We start from the raw sequence: 23,065 nt of genomic DNA, 5'->3' as shown, positions 1-23,065 counted from the left end.
AGAAGCCGAATACATTGGCTCACTCCTTCGATCGAGATTGCAGTGGATACGCATCAACTCATTACGATATGCCTTTACTCGGCCCTAGTATTGATCGTTCCGGGACCGACCAACACGTTACTTTTTTCGTCCGGAATAAGCGTTGGTCTGACGCGAACCCTCCCGCTCCTGTTCGCCGAAGGCGCAGGCTACGTCATCGCTATCTCGGCTTGGGGCGTTTCGCTGCTGGCGTTCGCCGTGGCGCATCCTCAAATCTTGAGCGTGATCAAGTTGGCATGCGCGTCGTATCTGCTGCTGCTGGCGGCAAAAATGTGGGCACGGGGCACGCTGGAAGAGGATCGGCGTTCGAAGCCGGTGACGTGGCACGATGTCGTCGTCGCCACGCTATTGAATCCGAAGGCTTTTCTGCTTGCAAGTACGGCGTTTCCACTCCAGGCGTTTCAGAACGTCGGTAACGGGGCCGTCGCGTTCGGTGCGTTTCTGCTGGTCCTCGTGCCCATTGGAGCGGGTTGGGCGAGCCTCGGGCGCGTGACGAGGATACTGGCATCCGGGCCGCGTCATATCACGGCGCTATTTCGTTCGGCGTCGGTGCTGCTGGTTCTGTTTTCGGGGTCGCTGCTGTATTCGGTCGTGAAATGAGCTTTCTATGGTCGTGCGATCGATTCCTGTCGCGGAAAAGATCACGCGACCCCTGTGAAATAAAAATGAAAGGGCGTGTGTAAGGCAGGCGACCCTGCACGATCTCCCCACCGCGAGCCGTCAATCCGGTCGTTCCGGCCCTTCGAAACGACCGGTTGGTATCAAAAATGCGGCGCTGCGTCTATTCCTGGCGCGCGCCGCATCGGTCAATACAAAAAATTACGCATATAAATCATTGGCCTACGCCGACGCCAAAAAACAATGCTCTGCTGCGCTGCAGAAAATAATCAATCGCCTTATGCTGGTTAACCCGATCGCGTTTGAGCGGCATCAAGTTTTCCGGTGATGCTGCTTTACATTTAGCCAACATTGGCGATTCACGAAATCTACCTGTCGATTTGATTTCGTTCCTTTCGTCGCGCCTGTCCCCGATGCAAGGCGCGACCTCCTCAAGGCGTTGTTGACATGCATGATTTCCCCTTTCTGAGCCTGGCCATCTGGGTTCCGATACTGTTCGGCGCGGGCCTGCTGCGCGCCGGTTCCGACCAGCATTTCCGCCGAATACGACTGATTGCGCTGGTCGGCTCGATTGCCGGGCTGGCGGCCGTCGTTCCGCTGATTGCCGGTTTCGACGCGCATTCGGCGGCGATGCAGTTCGTCGAAAGACGCGACTGGCTCGCGGCATTCAATGCCGGATGGCGGGTCGGCATCGACGGCGCGTCGCTGTGGCTCGTCGTGCTGACCGCGTTCACGACGCTGGTGGTAGTGGTGGCATCGTGGGAATCGGTCACCGTGCGCGTCGCGCAGTACTACGCGTCGTTCCTGATCCTGTCCGGACTGATGGTCGGCGTGTTCGTCGCGCAGGACGGGCTGCTGTTCTTCATCTTCTTCGAGGCGACGCTGATCCCGCTGTACCTGCTGATCGGCACGTGGGGGCGCGAGCGCCGCGTGTATGCGGCCGTGAAGTTCTTCTTCATCTCGTTCGCCGGCTCGCTGTTGCTGCTGATGGCGATGCTGTACCTGTACGCGCAGTCGCATACGTTCGACATGGCCGTGTGGCGCACGCTGCAGCTCGGCTTCGCGCCGCAGTTGCTGGTGTTCCTCGGTTTCTTCGCCGCGTTCGCGGTCAAGGTGCCGATGTGGCCGGTCCACACGTGGCTGAGCGACGTGTACACGGACGGCCCGACGGGCGCCGCGCTGATGCTCGCGATGCTCAAGCTCGGCGGCTACGGGTTCCTGCGCTTTGCGCTGCCGATCACGCCCGACGCGAGCCACTTCTTCGCGCCGGCCGTGATCGCGCTGTCGCTGTTCGCGATCGTCTACGCGAGCCTGATCGCGCTCGCGCAGACCGATCTCGGCAAGCTGCTCGCGTATTCGACGGTCGCGCACATGGGCATCGTCACGCTCGGGCTGTTCCTGTTCAACCGGATCGGCGTCGAAGGCGCGATCGTGCAGCTCGTGTCGTACGGCTTCGTGGCGGGCGCGATGCTGTTGTGCGTGAACGTGCTCGTGGATCGCACGCGGCAGCGCGAGATCGCCGCATACGGCGGCGTGGCGGGCGTGATGCCGCGCTTCGCGACCTTCACGCTGCTGTTCGCGATGGCCAACGTCGGGCTGCCGGGCACGTCGGGGTTCGTCGGCGAGTTCATGGTGATCATGGGCGCGATCCGCTTCAACTTCTGGATCGGCGCGATCGCGGCGCTCACGCTGATCCTCAGCGCGTCGTACACGCTGTGGATGCTCAAGCGCGTGGTGTTCGGCAAGGTCGCGAGCCAGCGGATCGCGAAGCTCGCCGACCTGAACCGTCGCGAGATCGTGATGTTCGCGTCGCTCGCGCTGATCGTGCTGGCGGTCGGCATCGATCCGAAGCCGTTCACCGATGCGATCGATCCGACCGTCGGCAAGCTGATCCAGGAAGCGAGCCATTCGAAGGTGCCGGCGGGGGATGGCCCCGCGCCGGCGCTGCCGTCGTACATGGCATCGACGCACGACTGAGCGCGGCACACCGAGCCGCACCACGCCGCGCAAGCCCGCCGCATCGCGCGGCGCGCATCGTTGCGCACACATCGATCCGCGGCCCGGCACGGCAAGTGCCGGGCGCGCTTCCGGCTGCGTGAAATTGCCCCGCGACAATGTGACTCACGGCAGATTTTGCAATGATGATTTGCCGCATGCACCGGTTTTTCATCGCACTCGCGCGACGTATGATTCGGCCAATTTCGTGAATCGAATGCGCATCGGGCATACGCAAACGGATTCAATGACCCTCGGGCTGTGTGATGAAAAGAAGAGCATCAAGAGGCTGGTCGGCGCTGCTTTCAATGGGCGCGGCATTGAGCCTGTCAGGTTGTAATTTAGATGTACTAAATCCGAAAGGAAGCGTGGGGGCGGCCGAAAAGGCGCTGATCGCGACGTCCACGTGGGCGATGCTGATCGTCGTCGTGCCGGTGATCCTGCTGACGTTATGGTTCGCGTGGCGTTACCGCGCGTCGAATCGCAACGCCGCCTACGCGCCGAACTGGTCGCACTCGACCGCGATCGAGGTCGTGATCTGGACGGTGCCGACGCTGATCATCCTGTTCCTCGGCGTGCTCACGTGGAAGACCACGCACGAACTCGATCCGTACAAGCCGCTCGAATCGGCGGTGAAGCCGATCGACGTCGAGGTGGTCGCGCTCGACTGGAAGTGGCTGTTCATCTATCCGGAATTCGGCATCGCGTCGGTGAACCAGCTCGCGATTCCGGTCGGCACGCCGGTGAACTTCCGCATCACGTCGGATTCGGTGATGAATTCGTTCTTCATCCCGCAGCTCGGCGGCCAGGTCTACGCGATGGCCGGCATGCAGACGCGCCTGCACCTGATCGCCGACGAGCCCGGCAATTACGCGGGCACGTCCGCCAACTTCAGCGGCCGCGGGTTCTCCGACATGAAGTTCCGCACGCTCGCCGAGCCGCGCGAGCAGTTCGATGCGTGGGTGCAGAAGGTGAAGGCGTCGCCGGACCGGCTCGACGCGACCGTATACGGCAGCGTCGCGCAGCCGAGCGAAAAGGCGCCGGTGCGCTACTTCTCGTCGGTCGATCCGCGGCTCTTCCACAACATCATCGCGAAATACAACGATGGCCACGTCCTCGACCTGAAGGACGCCGCCTGCGGCACGAAGGGGTAACGCATGTTCGGCAAACTCACACTTTCGGCGATCCCGTTCGATCAGCCCATCATCATGGGGGCCGGCGCCTTCATGGGGCTGGTCGTGCTGGGCATTCTCGCCGCGCTGACGATCACCGGCCGCTGGAAATGGCTGTGGACGGAATGGCTGACCACGGTCGACCACAAGAGACTCGGCGTGATGTACATCATCGTCGCGCTGATCATGCTGCTGCGCGGCTTCGCCGACGCGATCATGATGCGCATGCAGCTCGCGCTCGCGTACAACGCGCCCGGCTACCTGCCGCCGCACCACTATGACCAGATCTTCACCGCGCACGGCGTGATCATGATCTTCTTCATGGCGATGGTGTTCATGGTCGGCCTGATGAACCTGATCGTGCCGCTGCAGATTGGCGCGCGCGACGTCGCGTTCCCGTTCATCAACTCGCTGTCGTTCTGGATGACGGCGGTCAGCGCGATCCTGATCAACCTGTCGCTCGTGATCGGCGAATTCGCGCAGACGGGCTGGCTCGCGTACCCGCCGCTGTCGGAGCTGCAGTTCAGTCCGGGGGTAGGGGTCGACTACTACCTGTGGGCGCTGCAGATCTCCGGTGTCGGCACGCTGCTGACCGGCGTGAACTTCTTCGTGACGATCATCAAGATGCGCGCGCCCGGCATGACGCTGTTGAAGATGCCGGTGTTCACGTGGACGGCGCTCTGCACGAACGTGCTGATCATGGCGTCGTTCCCGATCCTGACCGCGACGCTCGCGCTGCTCGGCCTCGACCGTTACCTCGGCATGCACTTCTTCACGAACGACGCCGGCGGCAACGCGATGCTGTACCTGAACCTGATCTGGGCGTGGGGCCATCCGGAGGTGTACATCCTGATCCTGCCGGCGTTCGGGATCTTCTCGGAAGTCATCGCGACGTTCGCGAAGAAGCCGCTGTTCGGCTACAAGACGATGGTGTACGCGACCTGCGCGATCATGGTGCTGTCGTTCCTCGTGTGGCTGCATCACTTCTTCACGATGGGCTCGGGCGCGAACGTGAACGCGTTCTTCGGGATCATGACGATGATCATCGCGATTCCGACCGGCGTGAAGGTGTTCAACTGGCTGTTCACGATGTATCGCGGCCGGATCCAGTTCACGACGCCCGTGCTGTGGACGATCGGCTTCATGGTCACGTTCACGCTCGGCGGCATGACCGGCGTGATGATGGCCATTCCCGGCGCGGACTTCGTGCTGCACAACAGCCTGTTCCTGATCGCGCACTTCCACAACGTGATCATCGGCGGCGTGCTGTTCGGTTATCTCGCGGGCTTCAACTACTGGTTTCCGAAAGCGTTCGGCTTCAAGCTGAACGAGAAGCTCGGCAAGGCGGCATTCTGGTTCTGGCAGGTCGGCTTCTACGTCGCGTTCGTGCCGCTCTACGTGCTCGGCTTCATGGGCATGACGCGCCGCCTGAACCATTACGACAACCCGGCCTGGCATCCGTGGCTGCTGGTCGCCGCGTTCGGCGCCGTGCTGATCGCGATCGGCATCGCGTGCCAGCTGCTGCAACTGGTGGTCAGCATCCGCAACCGCCATCTGCCGGAGTACCGCGACACGACGGGCGACCCGTGGGGCGGCCGCACGCTGGAGTGGGCGACGTCGTCGCCGCCGGCCGACTACAACTTCGCGGTGATCCCGCAGGTGCGCACGCTCGACGCGTATGCGGACATGAAGGCGCGCGGCGAAGGCCGGCCGAACCCGGCCGTGATCCGCGACATCCACATGCCGTCGAATACCTGTGCGGGCCTCGTGATCGCGATCTTCAGCCTGGTGCTCGGCTTCGCGCTGGTGTGGCACATCTGGTGGATGGCGATCGGCGGGCTCGTCGGGATCATCGCGACGCTCGTGATCTACAGCTCGCGCGATAACGACGGCTATTACATCCCTGCGTCGACGGTGCGCAAGACCGAAGACAAGCAGCCGACGAAGCGCCCGGCGCGCGTCGACGACGTGGAACTGGAGGCCAACTGATGTTGCAGAAAACCTTGAGCGCAACCCTGCTCGAGCACGACGACCATCCGCCGTCGCATTCGGTGTTCGGGTTCTGGCTGTACCTGATGACCGACTGCGTGATCTTCGCGGCGCTGTTCGCGACGTTCGCGGTGCTCGGCCACCAGTACGCGGGCGGGCAGACCGCGAAAGAGCTGTTCGACATTCCGGGCGTCGCGGTGGAAACCGCCGCGCTGCTGCTGTCGAGCATCACGTACGGTTTCGCGATGCTCGCGGCGTACAAGCAGCGGCGCGGTGCGCTGCTCGCGTGGCTCGCAGTGACGTTCGTGCTCGGCGCGGCGTTTCTCGCGATGGAACTGCGCGAGTTCTCGCACCTGATCGCGGAAGGCGCCGGCCCGCAGCGCAGCGCGTTCCTGTCGGCGTTCTTCACGCTGGTCGGCACGCACGGGCTGCACGTGACGGCCGGCCTGTTGTGGATGATCGTGCTGGCCGCGCAGATCGTGTTGCGCGGCGGCGACCTGACCGATCGCGACCTGCGACGCCTGACGTGCCTGAGCCTCTTCTGGCACTTCCTCGACATCGTGTGGATCTGCGTGTTTTCCTTTGTCTATCTCGCGAGCGTGATCTAAATGGCCCATTCGCATTCGTCTCAACTCGAAGAAGGGCACGGCAGTGTCGGCGGCTACGTCGCCGGTTTCATCCTGTCGGTGCTGCTCACGGCCGCGTCGTTCGGCCTCGTGATGGGCGGCGTGCTGTCGCCGCATGCGTCGCTGATCGGGCTCGCCGTGCTCGCGCTCGTGCAGATCGTCGTGCACCTCGTGTACTTCCTGCACATGAACGGCTCGTCGGGCCAGCGCTGGAACGTGATGGCGTTCAGCTATACGGTGCTGACTGCCGCGATCCTGATCGTCGGCACGCTGTGGGTGATGCACAACGTGAGCATGAACATGATGTCGCGTTGAGCGGCGGCGCGGCGCATCGGGTTCACCTCCATGCGCGTTCATGAAGAAAAGGCGGCACGTGCCGCCTTTTCGTTTTTTCCCGCTGCTGCGTCGCGCGGGGCAGGGCGGTCAGTGCCGCACGCCGGCATCGGCCGTCAGCGCATGCGTGCAGTCCGCGCGGTACTCGGCGGCGAGCCGACGCTTCGCACCGTCGAGGTCGTCGGGGTAGTACGGGCTCGCATGGGCGGGATCGTAGCCGACCTGTTCGAGTTCGGTCAGCTCGCGCACGAGGTCCGCCCGCGTGACGTCGCGGCCCGTGTGCACGAACGGGTATGCATTGCATTCCTGCGGGGTGAGGTGCGGCCCCGCGAATGCGGCGGTGCTGGCGCATGCGAGCAGCATGCAGGCGACGGTGGTCGACAGTTTCATCCGGTAGCTCCTGGTTTCGCGGCCCGATGCCGCATGACGTCAGCGTAGGCGGCCCCGGCCGCAGCGCGGCCGACGCACGGATGAAACATGTTTCACAGGCGCGTGCCGCGACGCAGGATGAAGCTATTTTCATCTGGCGCCGCGCGGCGATCGCGGCGCTTACGATAGCGGCGGGCGCATCGTGCGCGCCCGTCTTGACGTTCATTGCGAGGGCAACCATGCGAGTACTGACGGTCGAGGACGATGCGGTGACCGCGAACGAAATCGTCGGCGAGCTGACCGCACGCGGCTTCGAGGTCGACTGGATCGACAACGGCCGAGAAGGAATGATGCGCGCAATGAGCGCATCGTACGACGCGATCACGCTCGACCGGATGCTGCCGGGGGCGGACGGTCTCGCGATCGTGACCGCGATGCGCACGGTCGGCATCGATACGCCGGTGCTGATGCTGAGCGCGCTCGGCGACGTCGACGAGCGCATTCGCGGTCTGCGTGCGGGCGGCGACGATTACCTGACGAAGCCGTTCGATTCCGGCGAACTGAGCGCGCGCATCGAAGTGCTGCTGCGCCGCCGGCAGGCATCGGGCGTGCCGCAGCAGACGCTGCTGAAGGTCGGCGCGCTCGAGCTGGACCTCATTTCGCGCTGTGCGCGCCGCGGCGCCGACGAGATTCCGCTGCTGCCGACCGAGTTCCGCGTGCTCGAATTCATGATGCGCAACGCGGGCCAGACGATCACGCGCACGATGCTGTTCGAGGCCGTGTGGGGCTATCACTTCGATCCCGGCACCAACCTGATCGACGTTCACATGGGGCGGCTGCGCAAGAAGATCGATCCGCCTGGCGCGAACCCGATGATCCAGACGGTGCGCGGATCGGGCTACATGCTCGCTTGATGGAGGCACGGATGGACGCAGCCCGCGCGGCGAACTTCACGCGCCGCTGGCATACGACGACGTTTCGCTGGCTGTGTGCTTACGCGGCGATCTTCTCGGTGTCGCTGCTGCTGCTCGCGGGCGTGATCAGCGTGGCCGCGACGCACACGATGGCCCGCGACACCGACGAGGTGCTTGCGTGGCAACTGATCTATTTCGATTCGATTCCCGACGCCGAGCTGCCGCTCGCGATCCATCGGCGGCTCGAGCACGAGCACATGCATACGAATTTCTACGGGCTGTTCGACGCGAGCGGGCGCCGCGTGGCTGGCGACATCGCGACGCCGCCCGTGCTGCGTACCGATCGCCACGGCCGGACGCTGAACCGCACGCTCGCGCCGCTCGACGGTCAATCGTCGCCGATCACGCGCGCGATGGCCGTGCGCCGCGACGACGGGATGACGCTGGTCGTCGCGCGCGACCTGTCGCATTTCATCCAGATCCGCGACGTCGCGATTCGCGGGCTCGTGATCGGCGGCGTGATGATCCTGATCGCGGGCGTCGCGGGCGGCAGCATGCTCGGCATGCGGCAGATGCGCCGCGTCGCCGAGATCCGGCGCGTCACGCGGCAGATCGCCGAGGGCGATCTCGGCAAGCGGCTGCCGGTCGGCGGCTATGACGAACTCGACCTGCTCGCGCATCTCGTGAACCATATGTTGGACGAAGTCGAGCGGCTGATGGGCGAGGTGCGCCATACCTGCGACGGGATCGCGCACGACTTGCGCACGCCGCTCGCACGCGTGCATACGATGCTGGCGCGGCTAGCCGACCAGCCGTTCTGCGCACACGATCCCGCGTCGGCTGCGCTGCTGGCGTCGGCGCGCGACGAAACCGACCGGCTGCTCGAACGTTTTCGCGCGATGCTGCGCATCTCCGAGATCGGCACGCTGAGCCGGCGCGGCGGGTTTGCCGCGGTCGACGTCGCGGCGTTGCTGCGCGACGTGTGCGAACTTTACGAGCCGCTGGCCGAGGCGGTCGACGTGTCGTTGGAGCTCGATGCGGCCGCGGTCGACGGCATTCATGGCGACCGTGCGTTGCTGTTCGAGGCGTTCAGCAATCTCGCGGACAACGCGATCAAATTCACGCCGCCCGGCGGCCGCGTGCGCGTCGCGCTCCAGACGACGTCGCATGGTCCGCTCGTCCGGTTCGAGGACACCGGGCCCGGCATCCCGCCCGGCGAGCGCAATGCGGTGCTCGAGCGCTTCTATCGCGGCGAGCGCACGCGCCACGTGAACGGCTCGGGGCTCGGGTTGAGCATCGTGTCGGCGGTGATGCGCGTGCACGGTTTCGTGCTGCGGATCGGCGATGCGCAGCCGGCCGGTGCGGCGATCACGGTCGAATGCTGGCCGCGTTCGCTCGCGTGACGGAGGGGGCCGATCGATGCGCATCCTGCTGATTGCGCCGCCGACGCCTGATGCGTCGCGGCTCGACAAGGCGTTTCGGGAAAGCATGCACGGCGTCGAACGCGTCGACGAATGGCGCGACGGCTGTTTCGCGGCGACGCAGGACCGGTTCGACGCGATCGTGATCCTCGCGACCGATGGCGCTTCCGTGCCGACGCTTCTCGACGGATTCCCGCCGCTTGCCGCGTCGGCCGGCAGCGCGACGATTGCCGCGATCGTCGCCGGCACCACGTCCGCCGAGCGTGCACGGATGCTGAACGCGGGCTGCGACGTGTGCCTGGCCCATCCGTGCTCGTTCGTCGAATTGCACGAGCGGCTGCGCGCACTGTGGCGCCGCACGGGCGTCATCGCGATGCGGGAATCGATCCGGCTCGACACGGCGACGCGCGCGCTCGACGAGCGGGGCCGGCGGCTCGCGCTCAGCGCCCGGGAATTTCGCGTGGTCGAATGCCTGCTGCGCGAAGCGGGGCGGCCGGTCGGGCGCGACGCCGTGCTGCGTTATGCGTGGGGCGATGCGGACATCGAACCCGAAACGGTCAATGCGCTGGTCGTACGGTTGCGGCGCAAGCTGGCCGCGCATGCGTTTTCCGCGCGGATCGAAACGGTGGCGCGATTCGGCTTCCGGTTCGACGCGGGCCGCGGCGCAGGTTGAAGGACGTTTCCGGAAAGGGGGGCGCCGGGCGCCGATTGTTACAAGACGTTAGCGCGGGCTTCCCGTTGCGATGCGGCGCATCAGTTCTTACAAACTTGAAATATGCGGGGCGGGCGCTTGCCGCTATAGTCGAATCACACATGACACAACCAGAAGAGGAATCCATGAAGACTTTGCGTGTTGCCTCGCTCGTGACCGGTATGACGGCCTTGCTCGTGTCGGGCGCAGCAATGGCGGGAGTCAATGTCGGGATCAACGTCGGCGTGCCGGCACCGGTCTACGTCGCGCCCGCGCCCGTGTATGCGCCGCCGCCTCCGCCGGTCGTCTACCAGCCGGCGCCCGTCTACGCACCGGCGCCCGTGTACGGGCCGGCGCCGGCGATCGTGATCGGCTGGCACGGCGACCGCTACTGGGACGGCCGCCGCTACTGGGGCCGCGACGAATGGTATCGCCACCATGGTCGCGGCTGGGGCGGCGATCGCGGTCACTGGGATCACGGCCGCCACAACGGCTGGCGCTGATCGACCGGTCGCGCGTGCGTGCCGCGCGCGCGACAACGGCTCGTGAGGAAACCGCCCGCGTGGCGGTTTTCTTTTGGCTCGACGGATTGAATGGGTAGAATCGCTCCACGTTACTACCCTCATTCGACGACAGGGCCTCTATGACGAAGGGTTCGCCCCGGGCCGCCGCCGCGCGCGCCTGCCGCGGTGCACTGCGGGCCGCCGGCCGCGTGGCCGCGGTGCTGGCGCTGCACGCGGCGCTGGCCGCGCCCGCCGCGCACGCGGCCTACGCGATTGCGCAGTACGGCGAGCCGAAGTATCCGCCGGGCTTCAAGCATTTCGACTACGTGAACCCCGACGCGCCGAAGGGCGGCACGCTCGTGCTCGCGAACCCGAGCCGGCTGACGTCGTTCGACAAGTTCAATCCGTTCACGATGCGCGGCAACACCGCGCCGGGCATCGACATGCTGTTCGAGAGCCTCGCGACCGGCAGCCTGGACGAGCCGGCGTCCGCGTACGGATTGCTCGCCGACGACATCGACGTCGCGCCGGACCGCCGCTCGGTCACGTTCCACCTGAATCCGCGCGCGCGCTTCTCGAACGGCGATCGCGTCACGGCGGACGACGTCAAGTTTTCGTTCGACACGCTGAAGAGCAAGCAGGCCGCACCGCAGTTCGGCGCGTACTTCGCCGAAATCACGAAGGCCGTGGTCGTCGATCCGGCGACCGTGCGCTTCGAATTCCACAGCGCGAACCGCGAGTTGCCGCTGATCGCCGGCGGCGTGCCGGTGTTCTCGCGCAAGTGGGGATTGCGCGCGGACGGCTCCCGCATCCCGTTCGACCAGCTCGCGTTCGAGCAGCCGATCGGCAGCGGCCCGTACGTGATCGACCATTACGACAACGGCCGCACGATCACCTACCGGCGCAGCCCCGCGTACTGGGGCGCCGACCTGCCGGTGCGAGTCGGCACCCACAACTTCGAGCGGATCGTCTACAAGCTGTACGGCGACGGCGTCGCGCGGCTCGAGGCGTTCAAGGCCGGCGAATACGACGTGCTCGTCGAGTACGTCGCGCGCAACTGGGCGCGACGCGACGTCGGCAAGCGTTTCGACAGCGGCGAGCTCGTCAAGCGCGAATTCCGCCAGCATAACGGCGCCGGCATGCAGGGCTTCTTCATGAACCTGCGCCGGCCGTTGTTCCGCGACGTGCGCGTGCGTCAGGCGCTCGACCTCGCGTTCGACTTCGAATGGCTGAACCGCCAGCTGTTCTACAGCGCGTACACGCGCCTGAACAGTTATTTCGCCGACACCGACCTGCAGGCGACCGGTACGCCGGGCGAGGGCGAGCTGAAGCTGCTGGAGCCGCTGCGTGCGCAGCTCGATCCGGCCGTGTTCGGCCCGATGGTCACGCAGCCGAACACGAATCCGCCGGGCTCGCTGCGCGCGAACCTGTTGAAGGCGCGCGCGCTGCTCGCACAGGCCGGCTGGACCTATCGCGACGGCGCGCTGCGCAATGCGAAGGGCGAGCCGTTCGCTTTCGAGATCCTCGACGATGCGGGTGGCGCGATGGAAGGCGTCGTGACCGCGTACCAGCGCAACCTCGCGAAGCTCGGCATCGCCGTGCGGTTTCGCACGGCCGATTACGCGCTGCTGCAAAAGCGCCTCGATGCGTTCGACTACGACATGACGACGATCCGCCTGCCGGGCGTGCAGGTGCCCGGCGCCGAGCAATACTCGCGGTACGCGAGCAAGTTCGCCGACGAGCCGGGCTCCGACAACTTCATCGGATTGAAATCGCCGGCCGTCGACGCGTTGCTGCACGCGCTCGGCACCGCGCAGACGCGCGAGGAATTGCTCGACGCGACGCACGCGCTCGACCGCGTGCTGATGCACGGCTACTACGCGGTGCCGCAGTGGTACAGCACGACGCACCGCGTCGCGTACCGACGCACGCTCGCCTATCCGCAGACGCTGCCGCTGTACTATTCGGCCGAGGGCTGGGTCGTGTCGACCTGGTGGGCGAAGCCCGATCACTGACCCGCGCCGGCCCTTCATCCAACCCGCCACCGATCACGAGTCGACGCCCTATGTGGAGCTACATCCTCAAACGCCTGCTGTTGATGATCCCGACGCTCGTCGGCGTGCTGACGCTCACGTTCGCGGTGATCCAGTTCGTGCCGGGCGGCCCGGTCGAGCAGGCCGTGCAGGAGTTGCGCAAGGGCGCGACCGAGCAGGGCGCGACGCCATTCGGGATGCGCGCGCACACCGGCGTCGACGCGCAGCAGCTCGCGCAGCTCAAGGCGTTGTACGGTTTCGACAAGCCGCCGCTCGAACGCTACTGGCTGATGCTCAAGCGCTTCGCGCGCTTCGATCTCGGCGAAAGCTACTTTCGCCACCAGAGCGTGTGGTCGCTGGTCGTGCAGAAGCTGCCCGTGTCGATCAGCATCGGGCTGTGGACGTTCTTCCTCACGTACCTGATCTCGGTGCCGCTCGGCATCGCGAAGGCCGTGCGCAACGGTTCGCCGTTCGACGTCGCGACGAGCCTCGTCGTGCTGGTCGGCTATGCGATTCCGGGCTTCGTGCTCGGCGTGCTGCTGCTCGTGCTGTTCGGCGGCGGCTCGTTCTGGCAGCTCTTTCCGCTGCGCGGCCTCACGTCCGACAACTTCGCGCAGCTGTCGCTCGTCGGCAAGGTGCTCGACTATCTGTGGCACATCGCGCTGCCGATCACCGCGTCGGTCGTCGGCAGCTTCGCGGTCATCACGATGCTCACGAAGAATGCGTTCCTCGACCAGATCCGCCGGCAATACGTGCTGACCGCGCGCGCGAAGGGGCTCTCCGAGCGCAGCGTGCTGTGGAAGCACGTGTTCCGCAATGCGATGCTGCCGCTGATCGTCGGTTTCCCGGCCGCGTTCATCGGCGCGTTCTTCACCGGCAGCCTGCTGATCGAGACGCTGTTCTCGCTCGACGGCCTCGGGCTGCTGTCGTACGAGTCGGTCGTGCGGCGCGATTACCCGGTCGTGCTCGGCACGCTGTACCTGTTCACGCTGATCGGGCTCGCGACCAAGCTGATTTCCGATCTTTGCTATGTGTGGGTCGATCCGCGCATTCAATTCGACAACCTGGAGCGCTGACATGAAACGAGCCATTCGCATGCCCGGCGCCAGCGGGCGAGGCGCGCGATGAACCGGGCCGTCGCATCCCCCCGCATCGACGCCGCGCGCGCGCGCGTGTCGCCGTCGCCGGCCCGCCGTGTGTGGCAGCGCTTCCGGCAGCAGCGCCTCGGCTACTGGAGCTTCGTGATCTTCGTCGTCGCGTTTGCCGCGAGCCTCGCGGCGCCGCTGTGGTCGAACGACAAGCCCCTCGTCGTGCGCTACGACGGCCAGACCTATTTCCCGATGTTCCATGCGTACCCGGAGACGACCTTCGGCGGCGATTTCCCGACGCCGGCCGACTATCTCGATCCGTATGTGCGCAAGCGGCTCGAGGCGCCCGGCAACTTCGTCGTCTATCCGCCGAACCGCTATTACTACGACACGCTGAACTACTTCTCGAACGTGCCGAACCCGGCGCCGCCGTCGCGCGAGAACTGGCTCGGCACCGATGCGCAGGGCCGCGACCTGCTCGCGCGGCTCGTGTACGGGTTCCGCATCTCGGTCGAGTTCGGGCTGATCCTGACCGTGATCGGCACGCTGCTCGGGATCGCCGCGGGCGCGGTGCAAGGCTTCTTCGGCGGGCGCATCGACATCGTCGGGCAGCGGCTGATCGAGATCTGGAGCTCGCTGCCCGAGCTGTACCTGCTGATCATCTTCGCGTCGATCTTCGAGCCGAGCTTCCTGCTGCTGATCGTGCTGCTGTCGCTGTTCGGCTGGATCGGGCTTGCCGACTACGTGCGCGCCGAGTTCCTGCGCAACCGCACGCAGGACTACGTGCGCGCGGCCCGCGCGATGGGACTCACGAACTGGCAGATCATCTGGCGCCACGTGCTGCCGAACAGCCTCACGCCGGTGATCACGTTCCTGCCGTTCCGGATGAGCGGCTCGATTCTCGCGCTCACCAGCCTCGATTTCCTCGGGCTCGGCGTGCCGCCGCCGACGCCGAGCCTCGGCGAGCTGCTCGCGCAGGGCAAGGGCAACCTCGACGCGTGGTGGATCTCGCTGTCGACGTTCGGCGTGCTGGTCGCGACGCTGCTGCTGCTGACCTTCATGGGCGATGCGCTGCGCAACGCGCTCGACACGCGGATCGCCGATTCGGTGCGCGCGGCGGGAGGGCAGCGATGAGCGACGCAGTCGTATCGAAGGCGGACGAACCGCTGCTGTCGCTCGAGCATCTGCACGTGCGCTTCGGCGACACGGTCGCGGTGGACGACGTGACGCTCGCGATCGGGCGCGGCGAGCGGGTCGCGCTCGTCGGCGAATCGGGGTCCGGCAAGAGCGTGACCGCGCTGTCGATCCTGCGGTTGCTGCGCGACGCCGATGTCACCGGCGCGATCCGTTTTGCCGGGCAGGATCTGGCGGCCAAGAGCGAGCGCGAGATGCGCGGGCTGCGCGGCTCGGACATCGCGATGATCTTCCAGGAGCCGATGACGGCGCTCAATCCGCTGTATACGATCGGCGTGCAGATCGGCGAGACGATCGTGCTGCACGACGGCGTATCGGCCGTCGAGGCGCGCAAGCGGGCGATCGCGTTGCTCGCGCGCACCGGCATCGCGGAGCCCGAGAAGCGCGTCGACAGCTACCCGCACCAGTTGTCGGGCGGCCAGCGGCAGCGCGCGATGATCGCGATGGCGCTCGCGTGCCGGCCGCGCCTGCTGCTCGCCGACGAGCCGACCACCGCGCTCGACGTGACGATCCGCGCGCAGATCGTCGACCTGCTGCTCGAGCTGCAGCGCGAGGAGGCGGAAAAGCGCGGGATGGCGATCCTGCTGATCACGCACGACCTGAATCTCGTGCGGCACTTCGCGCAGCGCGTCGCGGTGATGGAGCATGGCCGGCTCGTCGAGAGCGGGCCCGTCGAGCGGATCTTCGCGTCGCCCGAGCATCCGTATACGCAGCGGCTGCTGAACAGCCGGCCGCAACGCGCGGTCACGCCGGTGATGCCGATCGCGCCCGTCGTGCTCGACGCGCGCCACGTGAGCGTGCAGTTCGCGCGCAAGCGGCCGGGCTTCGCCGGCTGGTTCGGCACGGTGCCGGTGACGGCCGTGGCCGACGTGTCGGTGTCGGTGCGGCAGGGCGAAACGCTCGGCATCGTCGGCGAATCGGGATCGGGGAAGTCGACGCTCGCGATGGCGCTGCTCGGGCTGCAGAAGACGGCCGGCGGCGAGATCGAATTCCAGGGGCGTGCGCTGTCGACCTATCGCGGCCGCGAACAGACCGCGCTGCGCTCGAACATGCAGGTGGTCTTTCAGGACCCATTCAGCTCGCTTTCGCCGCGTCACACGATCGAGCGGATCGTCGGCGAGGGGCTCGAGCTGCATCGCCCGGACATGACGCCCGACGCGCGCCGCGCGAAGTCGCTCGCGGTGCTGCGCGAAGTCGGCCTCGACCGCACGGTGCTGCACCGCTATCCGCACGAATTCTCGGGCGGCCAGCGCCAGCGGATCGCGATCGCGCGCGCGCTGGTGCTGGAGCCGCGCATCCTGATCCTCGACGAGCCCACATCGGCGCTCGACGTGTCGATCCAGCAGCAGGTGCTGAAGCTGCTCGCGAATTTGCAACAGAAATACAACCTCGGCTACGTGTTCATCAGCCACGACCTGGAGGTGATCGGCGCGATGGCGCACCGCGTCGCGGTGATGCAGGACGGCGCCGTCGTCGAGTCGGGGGAGGTGTCCGACATCTTCGCTCGACCGTCACATCCTTACACACAAAAGCTGTTGAAAGCGGTCTGGAAAGCGTGATAGGCGGCCAATGGTCTGACCATCTCGATTGTATTTATTAATTTGTTTTGACAAACGATTACGCGCTGGCTAGTATCGACCGAAATTTTCCGCCAATCAGCTGATTTTTAAGCATATTCCATCGACCAATGCAGCATCGATCCCTGACCCAGGCATGCGCGCGCACCATCGCCGGGCTGTTCATCGGCGCCCTGTTCGCAGCAGCACCCGGCGCGTTCGCCGACGAAGTCAGCAGTTTTAACCAGAATGTCAGCAATTCGACTCAGATCGGGTCGGGTTCCCCCCTCCAGCAGACCAGCGCGCAGCCGTCGAGCGGCGGCGCGAAGTCGTTCCTTGCCGGCATGGCGGGCAAGGCAGGCGACGTGGTGGTCGGCGCGCTGAACATGATCGGCGTGCGGTATCGCTGGGGTGGCAACTCGCCGGATTCGGGCCTCGACTGCAGCGGCTTCGTGCGCTACGTGTTCCAGGACACGCTCGGCATGTCGCTGCCGCGTCGCGCGGAAGAAATGAGCCGCGTCGGCGAGAAGGTGAGCATGAGCAACCTGAAGCCGGGCGATCTCGTGTTCTTCAACACGATGCGCCGCACGTTCTCGCACGTCGGCATCTATATCGGCGACAACAAGTTCGTGCATTCGCCGTCGACGGGCAGCACGGTTCGCGTCGACGATCTCGACAGCGGCTACTGGGAAAAGCGTTTCACCGGTGCGCGCCGGATCGAATCGGAATTCCCGATGAAGCCCGAAGACCTGCGTCAGCGCGTGCGCGCGACGCTCGGCGACGATTCGGCGAACGGCAGCAACTGACGTTTGCCGGTCGCGCGGGCCGGACGATAAAATAAAAAACCCTGTCACCGAAAGGCGGCAGGGTTTTTTGCTTTTGGGGCGGCGTCGACGGCGGGGCGGAAGTCGTTGCGTCGGCCACGGGCGGCAGGCGGCGCGTGCCGCGGCCTCCCGCTCATCGTGGCTTGGGCGGCTTACGCGGCCACGGCCACGCCGCGCGCCGCCGCGAGCTTGCGCTGCAGTTCCGGCATGATGCGCGCGACCGCTTCCTCGCCCGCGAGGATCGCCGCGTTGCGCTGGTTGAAGTCGCTGCCGCCCATCGCCGCGAGGTTCGGGCGAATCACGACGTCCGCGTACTTGTCGAGCTCGTAGGTCTTGATCGTCTGGCCCATGATCGTGAAGGTCTGCAGCAGCATCTCGATCGGGTTGTTGGTCGCTGCGCCGTCGGGGCGGGCCGAGATGTCGACCGCGATCACGAAGCTCGCGCCCATCTTGCGCGCAAACGACGCCGGCACAGGGCTCACGAGGCCGCCGTCGACATATTCGCGCGTGCCGATCTTCACCGGCTCGAACACCGACGGCACGCTGCACGACGCGCGCACCGCGAGCCCCGCGTTGCCTTGCTGGAACAGGATCGGCTGGCCGCTTTGCAGGTCCGTCGCGACGATGCCGAGCGGCTTCGCCATCTTCTCGATCGGCCGGTTGTTGAGCGTCTTGTTCAGGAAGTTCTGCAGCGCGACGCCTTGCAGCAGGCCGCGCGAGCGGAACGGCAGCGCCCAGTCGCTGATCGCCGCCTGGTCCATGTCGAGGGCGATCTTGTTGATCTGCAGCGCGTTCATGCCCGACGCGTAGAGTGCGCCGACCACCGAGCCCGCGCTCGTCCCGGCGACGATCTCGATCGGAATGCCGCGCGCCTCGAGCGCCTTCAGCACGCCGATGTGCGAGAAGCCGCGCGCGGCGCCGCCGCCGAGCGCGATACCGATCTTGACGGGCTTCTCCTGCGGCAGGGCCGTGCCGGGGCGGGACTTGTCGCCGAAGGACGTACAGGCGGCGAGGCTGGCGGACGCGCACGCGATCGTGAAGTGGCGGCGCGACAGGCGAGGGGACGACATCGATGGTTCTCCGGCGGCTTGGCGGCGGGTCACACGGCCCGCGGCGGCGAGGGTTTCCGAGGCCGCGCAGCGGGTTCCGCGCGGCCGGCGCCGCACCGGCTGGCGGCCGCGGCGCGCACATCATAAAGCAAGCGGCGCGCTTGGCGCGATGTCCGGCGCGAGTATAATTCCGGCTTCTTTCCCGTTCCGGGCGTCGCCGGCTCCGTTGCTGTCCGGGCTGCCGTCGTCCCGCGTCGAATCATTCATGCGCCCCAGGCGTTCGAGTTACCGTTTATGACCCGTCCTGTCCGTACCCGCTTCGCGCCGAGTCCCACCGGCTTCATCCACCTCGGCAACATCCGCTCCGCACTCTATCCGTGGGCGTTCGCCCGCAAGATGAAAGGCACGTTCGTGCTGCGCATCGAGGATACCGACGTCGAGCGCTCGTCGCAGGAAGCGGTCGATGCGATCCTCGAAGGGATGCAATGGCTCGGGCTGGATTTCGACGAAGGCCCGATCTACCAGATGCAGCGGATGGACCGCTATCGCGAAGTGCTCGCGCAGATGCTCGAGAAGGGCCTCGCGTATCCGTGCTACATGTCGGCCGAGGAACTCGACGCGCTGCGCGAACGCCAGCGCGAAGCCGGCCTGAAGCCGCGCTACGACGGCACGTGGCGTCCGGAGCCCGGCAAGGTGCTGCCGGAGCCGCCGGCCGGCGTGAAGCCGGTCCTGCGCTTCCGCAATCCGCTGACGGGCACGGTCGTGTGGGACGACGCGGTGAAGGGGCGTGTCGAGATCTCGAACGAGGAACTCGACGACCTCGTGATCGCGCGCCCGGACGGCACGCCGATCTACAACTTCTGCGTGGTGGTGGACGACATGGACATGGGCATCACGCACGTGATCCGCGGCGACGACCACGTGAACAACACGCCGCGCCAGATCAACATCCTGAACGCACTCGGAGGCGAGCCGCCCGTCTATGCGCACCTGCCGACCGTGCTGAACGAGCAGGGCGAGAAGATGAGCAAGCGGCATGGCGCGATGAGCGTGATGGCGTACCGCGACGCAGGCTTCCTGCCGGAGGCCGTCGTCAACTATCTCGCGCGCCTCGGCTGGTCGCACGGCGACGCCGAGATCTTCTCGCGCGAACAGTTCGTCGAATGGTTCGATCTCGAGCACCTCGGCAAGTCGCCCGCGCAGTACGACCACAGCAAGCTGAGCTGGCTGAACGCGCATTACATCAAGGAAGCCGACAACGCGCGCCTCGCGGCGCTCGCGAAGCCGTTCCTCGATGCGCTCGGCATCGACGACGCGGCGATCGCGACGGGCCCCGCGCTCGACGCGGTGGTCGGCCTGATGAAGGATCGTGCGACGACGGTCAAGGAGATCGCGGAAGGCGCGACGATGTTCTACCGTGTGCCGGCGCCCGACGCCGATGCGCTCGCGCAGCACGTGACCGATGCGGTGCGGCCGGCGCTGGCCGATCTCGTCGTCGCGCTGAAGGCGGCCGACTGGACGAAGGAGGCAGTGTCCGCGGCGTTGAAGGCGACGCTCGCCACGCACAAGCTGAAGATGCCGCAGCTCGCGATGCCGGTGCGTCTGCTGGTGGCGGGCACGACGCACACGCCGTCGATCGATGCGGTGCTCGTGCTGTTCGGTCGCGACGTCGTGGTGTCGCGCATCGAGGCCGCGCTGGGCTGACGTATGGGCGAGCGCGAAGCCGCCGCGCATGAGCGCGCGGCGGCTTCGCAAAAAATTTCGCGCGAATCGTAAAAAGGGTATTTACAAGTTCGAAATCGGTCCATATAATCTCATTTCTGTTCTGCAAGGGGGTATAGCTCAGCTGGGAGAGCGCTTGCATGGCATGCAAGAGGTCAGCGGTTCGATCCCGCTTACCTCCACCAACAGAACAAGCTGGATTGATTTGCGAAGCAGCGGTAGTAATAAGTGCTTCACAAAATGATTCAAAGCAGTTAGAATTTCGGCCTTCGCTGTTGACTGTAAAGTAAATAGCGAAAGTCAGACAAATCTGAAAAGATTTTGTCCCCTTCGTCTAGAGGCCTAGGACATCACCCTTTCACGGTGAGTACAGGGGTTCGAATCCCCTAGGGGACGCCAAATTCAGCGGCGTTTCGTAGAAGCGTCGCAAGGCTTGCAGGAACGTAACCGACGTCCTGCAGGTTGGGTAAGAAAGCTGGAGCGGTAGTTCAGTCGGTTAGAATACCGGCCTGTCACGCCGGGGGTCGCGGGTTCGAGTCCCGTCCGCTCCGCCAGAACGAAGCCCGTTCAAGACGTTTTTGAGCGGGCTTTTGTATTAAAGATGTAAGCAGTACGTTGTCCCCTTCGTCTAGAGGCCTAGGACATCACCCTTTCACGGTGAGTACAGGGGTTCGAATCCCCTAGGGGACGCCAGATTCGGCGGCGTTTCATGGAAGTGTCGCAACGCGTGCAGGAACGTGACGAGATCCTGCAGGCGGTGGTGCAGAAAAGCTGGAGCGGTAGTTCAGTTGGTTAGAATACCGGCCTGTCACGCCGGGGGTCGCGGGTTCGAGCCCCGTCCGCTCCGCCAGAACGAAGCCCGTTCAAAAAGCGTTTTTTTGAACGGGCTTTCTCGTTAAGGATGTAAGCAGTACGTTGTCCCCTTCGTCTAGAGGCCTAGGACATCACCCTTTCACGGTGAGTACAGGGGTTCGAATCCCCTAGGGGACGCCAGATTTCGGCGTCGTTCGAACAAACGACGCGCCGGCAGGAAGTAACCGACGCCTGCCAGGCAAGCAGCAAGACTGGAGCGGTAGTTCAGTCGGTTAGAATACCGGCCTGTCACGCCGGGGGTCGCGGGTTCGAGTCCCGTCCGCTCCGCCAAACGAACAACAATGCCCGCCTTGTGCGGGCATTGTTGTTTGTGCATTCGGTCGTTGTGCTCGCTCGCGGGCGCGTGACTGCGGAGCGGAGGAAGCCGCCTGCGCGGCTTCCGACGGGACTCGAAGGGCTGCGCGTGCACGCGCAGCCGCGGCCTGCGGGATGTAGGCGAGTCCCGTCCGCTCCGCCAGAAAATGAAGAAGCCCGCCTCGTGCGGGCTTTTTCATTTGAATCGTCCATTGTGCCTTCCGCTGACACCCGACACCGCGCGCCGCGCCCCTACGAGAAATTCGCGATTGCATCCGCACGCGACTGCGCTATCGTGGCGGGATGCGTTTCCGACTCCTGCGCGATGCTCGATCCGACCGACCTGCGACTCCTGTATCAGCTCCGACCCGCGGAGCCCGGCGATTTTCCGTATGCCGAAGCGTTGACGCACGGCAACATGGGCGGCTACTACAAGCGCCATGGGCTCGTGTGGCGCAGCGACCTGTTCTATGCGAGCTGGCGCGAATCCGAAAACTTCATCCTCGAAGCCGACGGCGAGCGCATCGGCGTGCTGCGTGTGACCGAGGAGTGCGATTCGCTGCACATCCGCGACGTGCAGATCGCGGCCGGCCATCGCGGGCAGGGCGCCGGCACCTACATGCTCGAGATGTCGCATCGCTGGGCGCGTGCGCGCGGGCTGCACGAACTGCAGTTGCGCGTGTTCGTCGACAATCCTGCCGCGCATCTGTATCTGCGCATGGGCTACCGCGTCACCGGGCCGCGGCTCGCGCAACTCGGCTCGATCCGCCACATGGTGCGGCCGGTCTGACGGTCCGGCGCGCGGGAACGAGCGATCAGCGGGCCGCGTCGATCGCGCCGTCGTCGTCCGGCGTTTCGTTTTCCGCGACGTCGCCTTCCGGGCCCCGATGTTCGTAGCCGCGCAGCATGAACGCGCGCGGGCTTTCGCCGAATGCGCGGCGGAACATCGCCGAGAACGCGCTCTGGCTCTGGTAGCCGAGTTCGCGCGCGATGTGCGACAGCGGTCGCCCCTGGTTCAGCAGCGGGATCGCCCGCGCGAGCAGCGCCTGCTGGCGCCACTGCGAAAAGCTCACGCCCAGTTCCTGCTTGAAGAGCCGGGAGATCGTGCGCGTGCTCGCGCCGACCTCGCTCGCCCAGTGTTCGAGCGACTCCGCATGCGCGGGCTGCGCGAGTACCGATTCGCACAGCAGGCGCAGCCGTTTTTCGTCCGGCATCGGCACCGCGAGCGGCAACGGTTCGGCATGACTCAGCTCGTCGAGCACGAGCCCGCACAGCAGGCGCTCGCGCGCGGCGCTCAGGTCGCGCGCGTCGAGTGCGACGATCAGCTCGCGCAGCAGCCCCGTCACCTCGACGACGCGGCATGCATCGAGCCCGCCCGGCACGATCGACTCGTCGATATACAGCGTGCGCAAGTAGGCCTCTTCGACGATCACGACTTCGTGCGACACGTGCGGCGGCACCCAGATCGCGCGGGACGGCGGCACCATCCAGGTCGTGCCGGTCGTCGCCACGCGCAGCACGCCGCGCGACGCATACGCGAGCTGCGCCCACGCATGCGTGTGCAGCGGAATGCGGCGGCCGGCATCGACCTGCCGCGCGCGCACGCGCATCGGATGGTCGGCGGTCGGCGCGAATTCCGGCGGGATGTCGATGACGTCGTACGGGTTCGATACGTCGGCTTGGGCGGGCGGATTCATGAAAGTTCGGGCGGCGCGGCGGCGATGCCGTTATTTTAGAAGGCGCCGCGCGTGCGCATGCGGCG

The 23,065-nt window shown here is 65.7% G+C and carries 20 protein-coding genes and 7 tRNA genes; 24 read left to right on the top strand and 3 right to left on the bottom strand.

Features of this window, described 5'->3' with window-relative positions:
• Positions 1-42: 42 nt before the first annotated feature.
• The 6 genes from KR541_RS10605 (at position 43) to cyoD (ending at position 6,754) form a co-directional block, all read left to right on the top strand.
• The gene (locus KR541_RS10605; protein WP_235356183.1) at positions 43-639 is read left to right on the top strand and encodes a LysE family translocator; all 597 of its coding nucleotides are present in this window, start codon (positions 43-45) and stop codon (positions 637-639) included.
• A 465-nt stretch (positions 640-1,104) separates the two neighbouring features.
• Complete coding sequence (locus tag KR541_RS10600) at positions 1,105-2,634, top strand: complex I subunit 4 family protein (RefSeq protein WP_050012950.1); 1,530 nt, start codon at positions 1,105-1,107, stop codon at positions 2,632-2,634.
• Between the two features lie 284 nt (positions 2,635-2,918).
• Entirely contained in the window at positions 2,919-3,806 is an 888-nt protein-coding gene (gene cyoA / locus KR541_RS10595; protein ID WP_050012949.1) for a ubiquinol oxidase subunit II, read from the top strand.
• 3 nt (positions 3,807-3,809) lie between these two features.
• Positions 3,810-5,813 carry a cytochrome o ubiquinol oxidase subunit I gene (cyoB, locus tag KR541_RS10590; protein WP_050012948.1) on the top strand — a complete coding sequence of 668 codons (2,004 nt, stop codon included), beginning with the start codon at positions 3,810-3,812 and terminating at the stop codon, positions 5,811-5,813.
• Positions 5,813-6,421 (top strand): cytochrome o ubiquinol oxidase subunit III, encoded by a 609-nt coding sequence (cyoC, locus tag KR541_RS10585; RefSeq protein ID WP_027784811.1) that lies wholly within the window; start codon positions 5,813-5,815, stop codon positions 6,419-6,421. Before cyoB ends, cyoC begins: the two co-directional genes overlap by 1 nt.
• Entirely contained in the window at positions 6,422-6,754 is a 333-nt protein-coding gene (gene cyoD, locus KR541_RS10580; protein WP_050012947.1) for a cytochrome o ubiquinol oxidase subunit IV, read from the top strand.
• A 108-nt stretch (positions 6,755-6,862) separates the two neighbouring features.
• Here the strand turns inward: cyoD and KR541_RS10575 are convergent, their stop codons facing one another.
• Complete coding sequence (locus KR541_RS10575) at positions 6,863-7,162, bottom strand: DUF4148 domain-containing protein (protein ID WP_050012946.1); 300 nt, start codon at positions 7,160-7,162, stop codon at positions 6,863-6,865.
• Between the two features lie 218 nt (positions 7,163-7,380).
• Here KR541_RS10575 and KR541_RS10570 point away from each other — a divergent pair, with 218 nt between their 5' ends.
• The 9 genes from KR541_RS10570 (at position 7,381) to KR541_RS10530 (ending at position 17,347) form a co-directional block, all read left to right on the top strand.
• Positions 7,381-8,055: a response regulator transcription factor gene (locus KR541_RS10570; protein ID WP_050013034.1), complete on the top strand. Its 675-nt coding sequence runs from the start codon at positions 7,381-7,383 to the stop codon at positions 8,053-8,055.
• Positions 8,056-8,066: 11 nt separating this feature from the next.
• On the top strand, positions 8,067-9,458 hold the full coding sequence (locus tag KR541_RS10565) for a sensor histidine kinase (protein WP_050012945.1): 1,392 nt from the start codon (positions 8,067-8,069) through the stop codon (positions 9,456-9,458).
• A gap of 16 nt (positions 9,459-9,474) precedes the next feature.
• Positions 9,475-10,149 carry a response regulator transcription factor gene (locus KR541_RS10560; protein ID WP_050012944.1) on the top strand — a complete coding sequence of 225 codons (675 nt, stop codon included), beginning with the start codon at positions 9,475-9,477 and terminating at the stop codon, positions 10,147-10,149.
• A gap of 164 nt (positions 10,150-10,313) precedes the next feature.
• Positions 10,314-10,670 carry a hypothetical protein gene (locus KR541_RS10555; protein WP_050012943.1) on the top strand — a complete coding sequence of 119 codons (357 nt, stop codon included), beginning with the start codon at positions 10,314-10,316 and terminating at the stop codon, positions 10,668-10,670.
• 140 nt (positions 10,671-10,810) lie between these two features.
• Positions 10,811-12,685: an extracellular solute-binding protein gene (locus KR541_RS10550; RefSeq protein ID WP_050012942.1), complete on the top strand. Its 1,875-nt coding sequence runs from the start codon at positions 10,811-10,813 to the stop codon at positions 12,683-12,685.
• Positions 12,686-12,735: 50 nt separating this feature from the next.
• A complete protein-coding gene (locus KR541_RS10545; protein ID WP_050012941.1) occupies positions 12,736-13,779 on the top strand; it encodes a microcin C ABC transporter permease YejB in 1,044 nt (347 codons plus the stop codon).
• Positions 13,780-13,827: 48 nt separating this feature from the next.
• Positions 13,828-14,925 carry an ABC transporter permease gene (locus tag KR541_RS10540; protein ID WP_050012940.1) on the top strand — a complete coding sequence of 366 codons (1,098 nt, stop codon included), beginning with the start codon at positions 13,828-13,830 and terminating at the stop codon, positions 14,923-14,925.
• On the top strand, positions 14,922-16,544 hold the full coding sequence (locus KR541_RS10535) for an ABC transporter ATP-binding protein (protein WP_050012939.1): 1,623 nt from the start codon (positions 14,922-14,924) through the stop codon (positions 16,542-16,544). The genes KR541_RS10540 and KR541_RS10535 overlap by 4 nt, the downstream gene beginning before the upstream one ends.
• Positions 16,545-16,672: 128 nt before the next feature.
• Positions 16,673-17,347, top strand: coding sequence for a C40 family peptidase (locus KR541_RS10530; RefSeq protein WP_050012938.1), 675 nt, complete (start codon positions 16,673-16,675; stop codon positions 17,345-17,347).
• Between the two features lie 170 nt (positions 17,348-17,517).
• Here the strand turns inward: KR541_RS10530 and KR541_RS10525 are convergent, their stop codons facing one another.
• Positions 17,518-18,435, bottom strand: coding sequence for a patatin-like phospholipase family protein (locus tag KR541_RS10525; protein ID WP_050012937.1), 918 nt, complete (start codon positions 18,433-18,435; stop codon positions 17,518-17,520).
• 273 nt (positions 18,436-18,708) lie between these two features.
• On the opposite strand from KR541_RS10525, the gene gltX reads away from it, so the two are divergent.
• The 9 genes from gltX (at position 18,709) to KR541_RS10480 (ending at position 22,093) form a co-directional block, all read left to right on the top strand.
• Positions 18,709-20,118: a glutamate--tRNA ligase gene (gene gltX / locus KR541_RS10520; protein WP_050012936.1), complete on the top strand. Its 1,410-nt coding sequence runs from the start codon at positions 18,709-18,711 to the stop codon at positions 20,116-20,118.
• Between the two features lie 127 nt (positions 20,119-20,245).
• Positions 20,246-20,321: transfer RNA gene (locus tag KR541_RS10515), tRNA-Ala, on the top strand.
• 138 nt (positions 20,322-20,459) lie between these two features.
• Positions 20,460-20,535, top strand: a tRNA-Glu gene (locus KR541_RS10510).
• Between the two features lie 78 nt (positions 20,536-20,613).
• Positions 20,614-20,690 (top strand) — tRNA-Asp (locus KR541_RS10505).
• 63 nt (positions 20,691-20,753) lie between these two features.
• Positions 20,754-20,829: transfer RNA gene (locus KR541_RS10500), tRNA-Glu, on the top strand.
• An 80-nt stretch (positions 20,830-20,909) separates the two neighbouring features.
• Positions 20,910-20,986 (top strand) — tRNA-Asp (locus KR541_RS10495).
• Between the two features lie 67 nt (positions 20,987-21,053).
• Positions 21,054-21,129: transfer RNA gene (locus KR541_RS10490), tRNA-Glu, on the top strand.
• 73 nt (positions 21,130-21,202) lie between these two features.
• Positions 21,203-21,279 (top strand) — tRNA-Asp (locus KR541_RS10485).
• Positions 21,280-21,628: 349 nt separating this feature from the next.
• The gene (locus KR541_RS10480; RefSeq protein ID WP_050012935.1) at positions 21,629-22,093 is read left to right on the top strand and encodes a GNAT family N-acetyltransferase; all 465 of its coding nucleotides are present in this window, start codon (positions 21,629-21,631) and stop codon (positions 22,091-22,093) included.
• Between the two features lie 25 nt (positions 22,094-22,118).
• Here KR541_RS10480 and KR541_RS10475 read toward each other — a convergent pair whose 3' ends face one another.
• Positions 22,119-23,000, bottom strand: a complete 882-nt coding sequence (locus KR541_RS10475) for an AraC family transcriptional regulator (protein ID WP_050012934.1) — start codon at positions 22,998-23,000, stop codon at positions 22,119-22,121.
• Positions 23,001-23,065 lie beyond the last annotated feature (65 nt).

Origin of the sequence: Burkholderia sola, assembly GCF_905400185.1 — a bacterium.
Classification (GTDB): Bacteria; Pseudomonadota; Gammaproteobacteria; order Burkholderiales; family Burkholderiaceae; genus Burkholderia; species Burkholderia sola.
Note: the sequence above shows the minus strand (reverse complement) of the source record. Positions and strands in the feature narration are given on the sequence as shown.

Bases quoted from the DNA above. Each gene is read 5' to 3' on its own strand.
- KR541_RS10600 (WP_050012950.1), top strand. From the start codon at position 1,105: ATGCATGATTTCCCCTTTCTGAGCCTGGCCATCTGGGTTCCGATACTG.
- cyoA (WP_050012949.1), top strand. From the start codon at position 2,919: ATGAAAAGAAGAGCATCAAGAGGCTGGTCGGCGCTGCTTTCAATGGGC.
- cyoB (WP_050012948.1), top strand. From the start codon at position 3,810: ATGTTCGGCAAACTCACACTTTCGGCGATCCCGTTCGATCAGCCCATC.
- cyoC (WP_027784811.1), top strand. From the start codon at position 5,813: ATGTTGCAGAAAACCTTGAGCGCAACCCTGCTCGAGCACGACGACCAT.
- cyoD (WP_050012947.1), top strand. From the start codon at position 6,422: ATGGCCCATTCGCATTCGTCTCAACTCGAAGAAGGGCACGGCAGTGTC.
- KR541_RS10575 (WP_050012946.1), bottom strand. From the start codon at position 7,162: ATGAAACTGTCGACCACCGTCGCCTGCATGCTGCTCGCATGCGCCAGC.
- KR541_RS10570 (WP_050013034.1), top strand. From the start codon at position 7,381: ATGCGAGTACTGACGGTCGAGGACGATGCGGTGACCGCGAACGAAATC.
- KR541_RS10565 (WP_050012945.1), top strand. From the start codon at position 8,067: ATGGACGCAGCCCGCGCGGCGAACTTCACGCGCCGCTGGCATACGACG.
- KR541_RS10560 (WP_050012944.1), top strand. From the start codon at position 9,475: ATGCGCATCCTGCTGATTGCGCCGCCGACGCCTGATGCGTCGCGGCTC.
- KR541_RS10555 (WP_050012943.1), top strand. From the start codon at position 10,314: ATGAAGACTTTGCGTGTTGCCTCGCTCGTGACCGGTATGACGGCCTTG.
- KR541_RS10550 (WP_050012942.1), top strand. From the start codon at position 10,811: ATGACGAAGGGTTCGCCCCGGGCCGCCGCCGCGCGCGCCTGCCGCGGT.
- KR541_RS10545 (WP_050012941.1), top strand. From the start codon at position 12,736: ATGTGGAGCTACATCCTCAAACGCCTGCTGTTGATGATCCCGACGCTC.
- KR541_RS10540 (WP_050012940.1), top strand. From the start codon at position 13,828: ATGAACCGGGCCGTCGCATCCCCCCGCATCGACGCCGCGCGCGCGCGC.
- KR541_RS10535 (WP_050012939.1), top strand. From the start codon at position 14,922: ATGAGCGACGCAGTCGTATCGAAGGCGGACGAACCGCTGCTGTCGCTC.
- KR541_RS10530 (WP_050012938.1), top strand. From the start codon at position 16,673: ATGCAGCATCGATCCCTGACCCAGGCATGCGCGCGCACCATCGCCGGG.
- KR541_RS10525 (WP_050012937.1), bottom strand. From the start codon at position 18,435: ATGTCGTCCCCTCGCCTGTCGCGCCGCCACTTCACGATCGCGTGCGCG.
- gltX (WP_050012936.1), top strand. From the start codon at position 18,709: ATGACCCGTCCTGTCCGTACCCGCTTCGCGCCGAGTCCCACCGGCTTC.
- KR541_RS10480 (WP_050012935.1), top strand. From the start codon at position 21,629: ATGCTCGATCCGACCGACCTGCGACTCCTGTATCAGCTCCGACCCGCG.
- KR541_RS10475 (WP_050012934.1), bottom strand. From the start codon at position 23,000: ATGAATCCGCCCGCCCAAGCCGACGTATCGAACCCGTACGACGTCATC.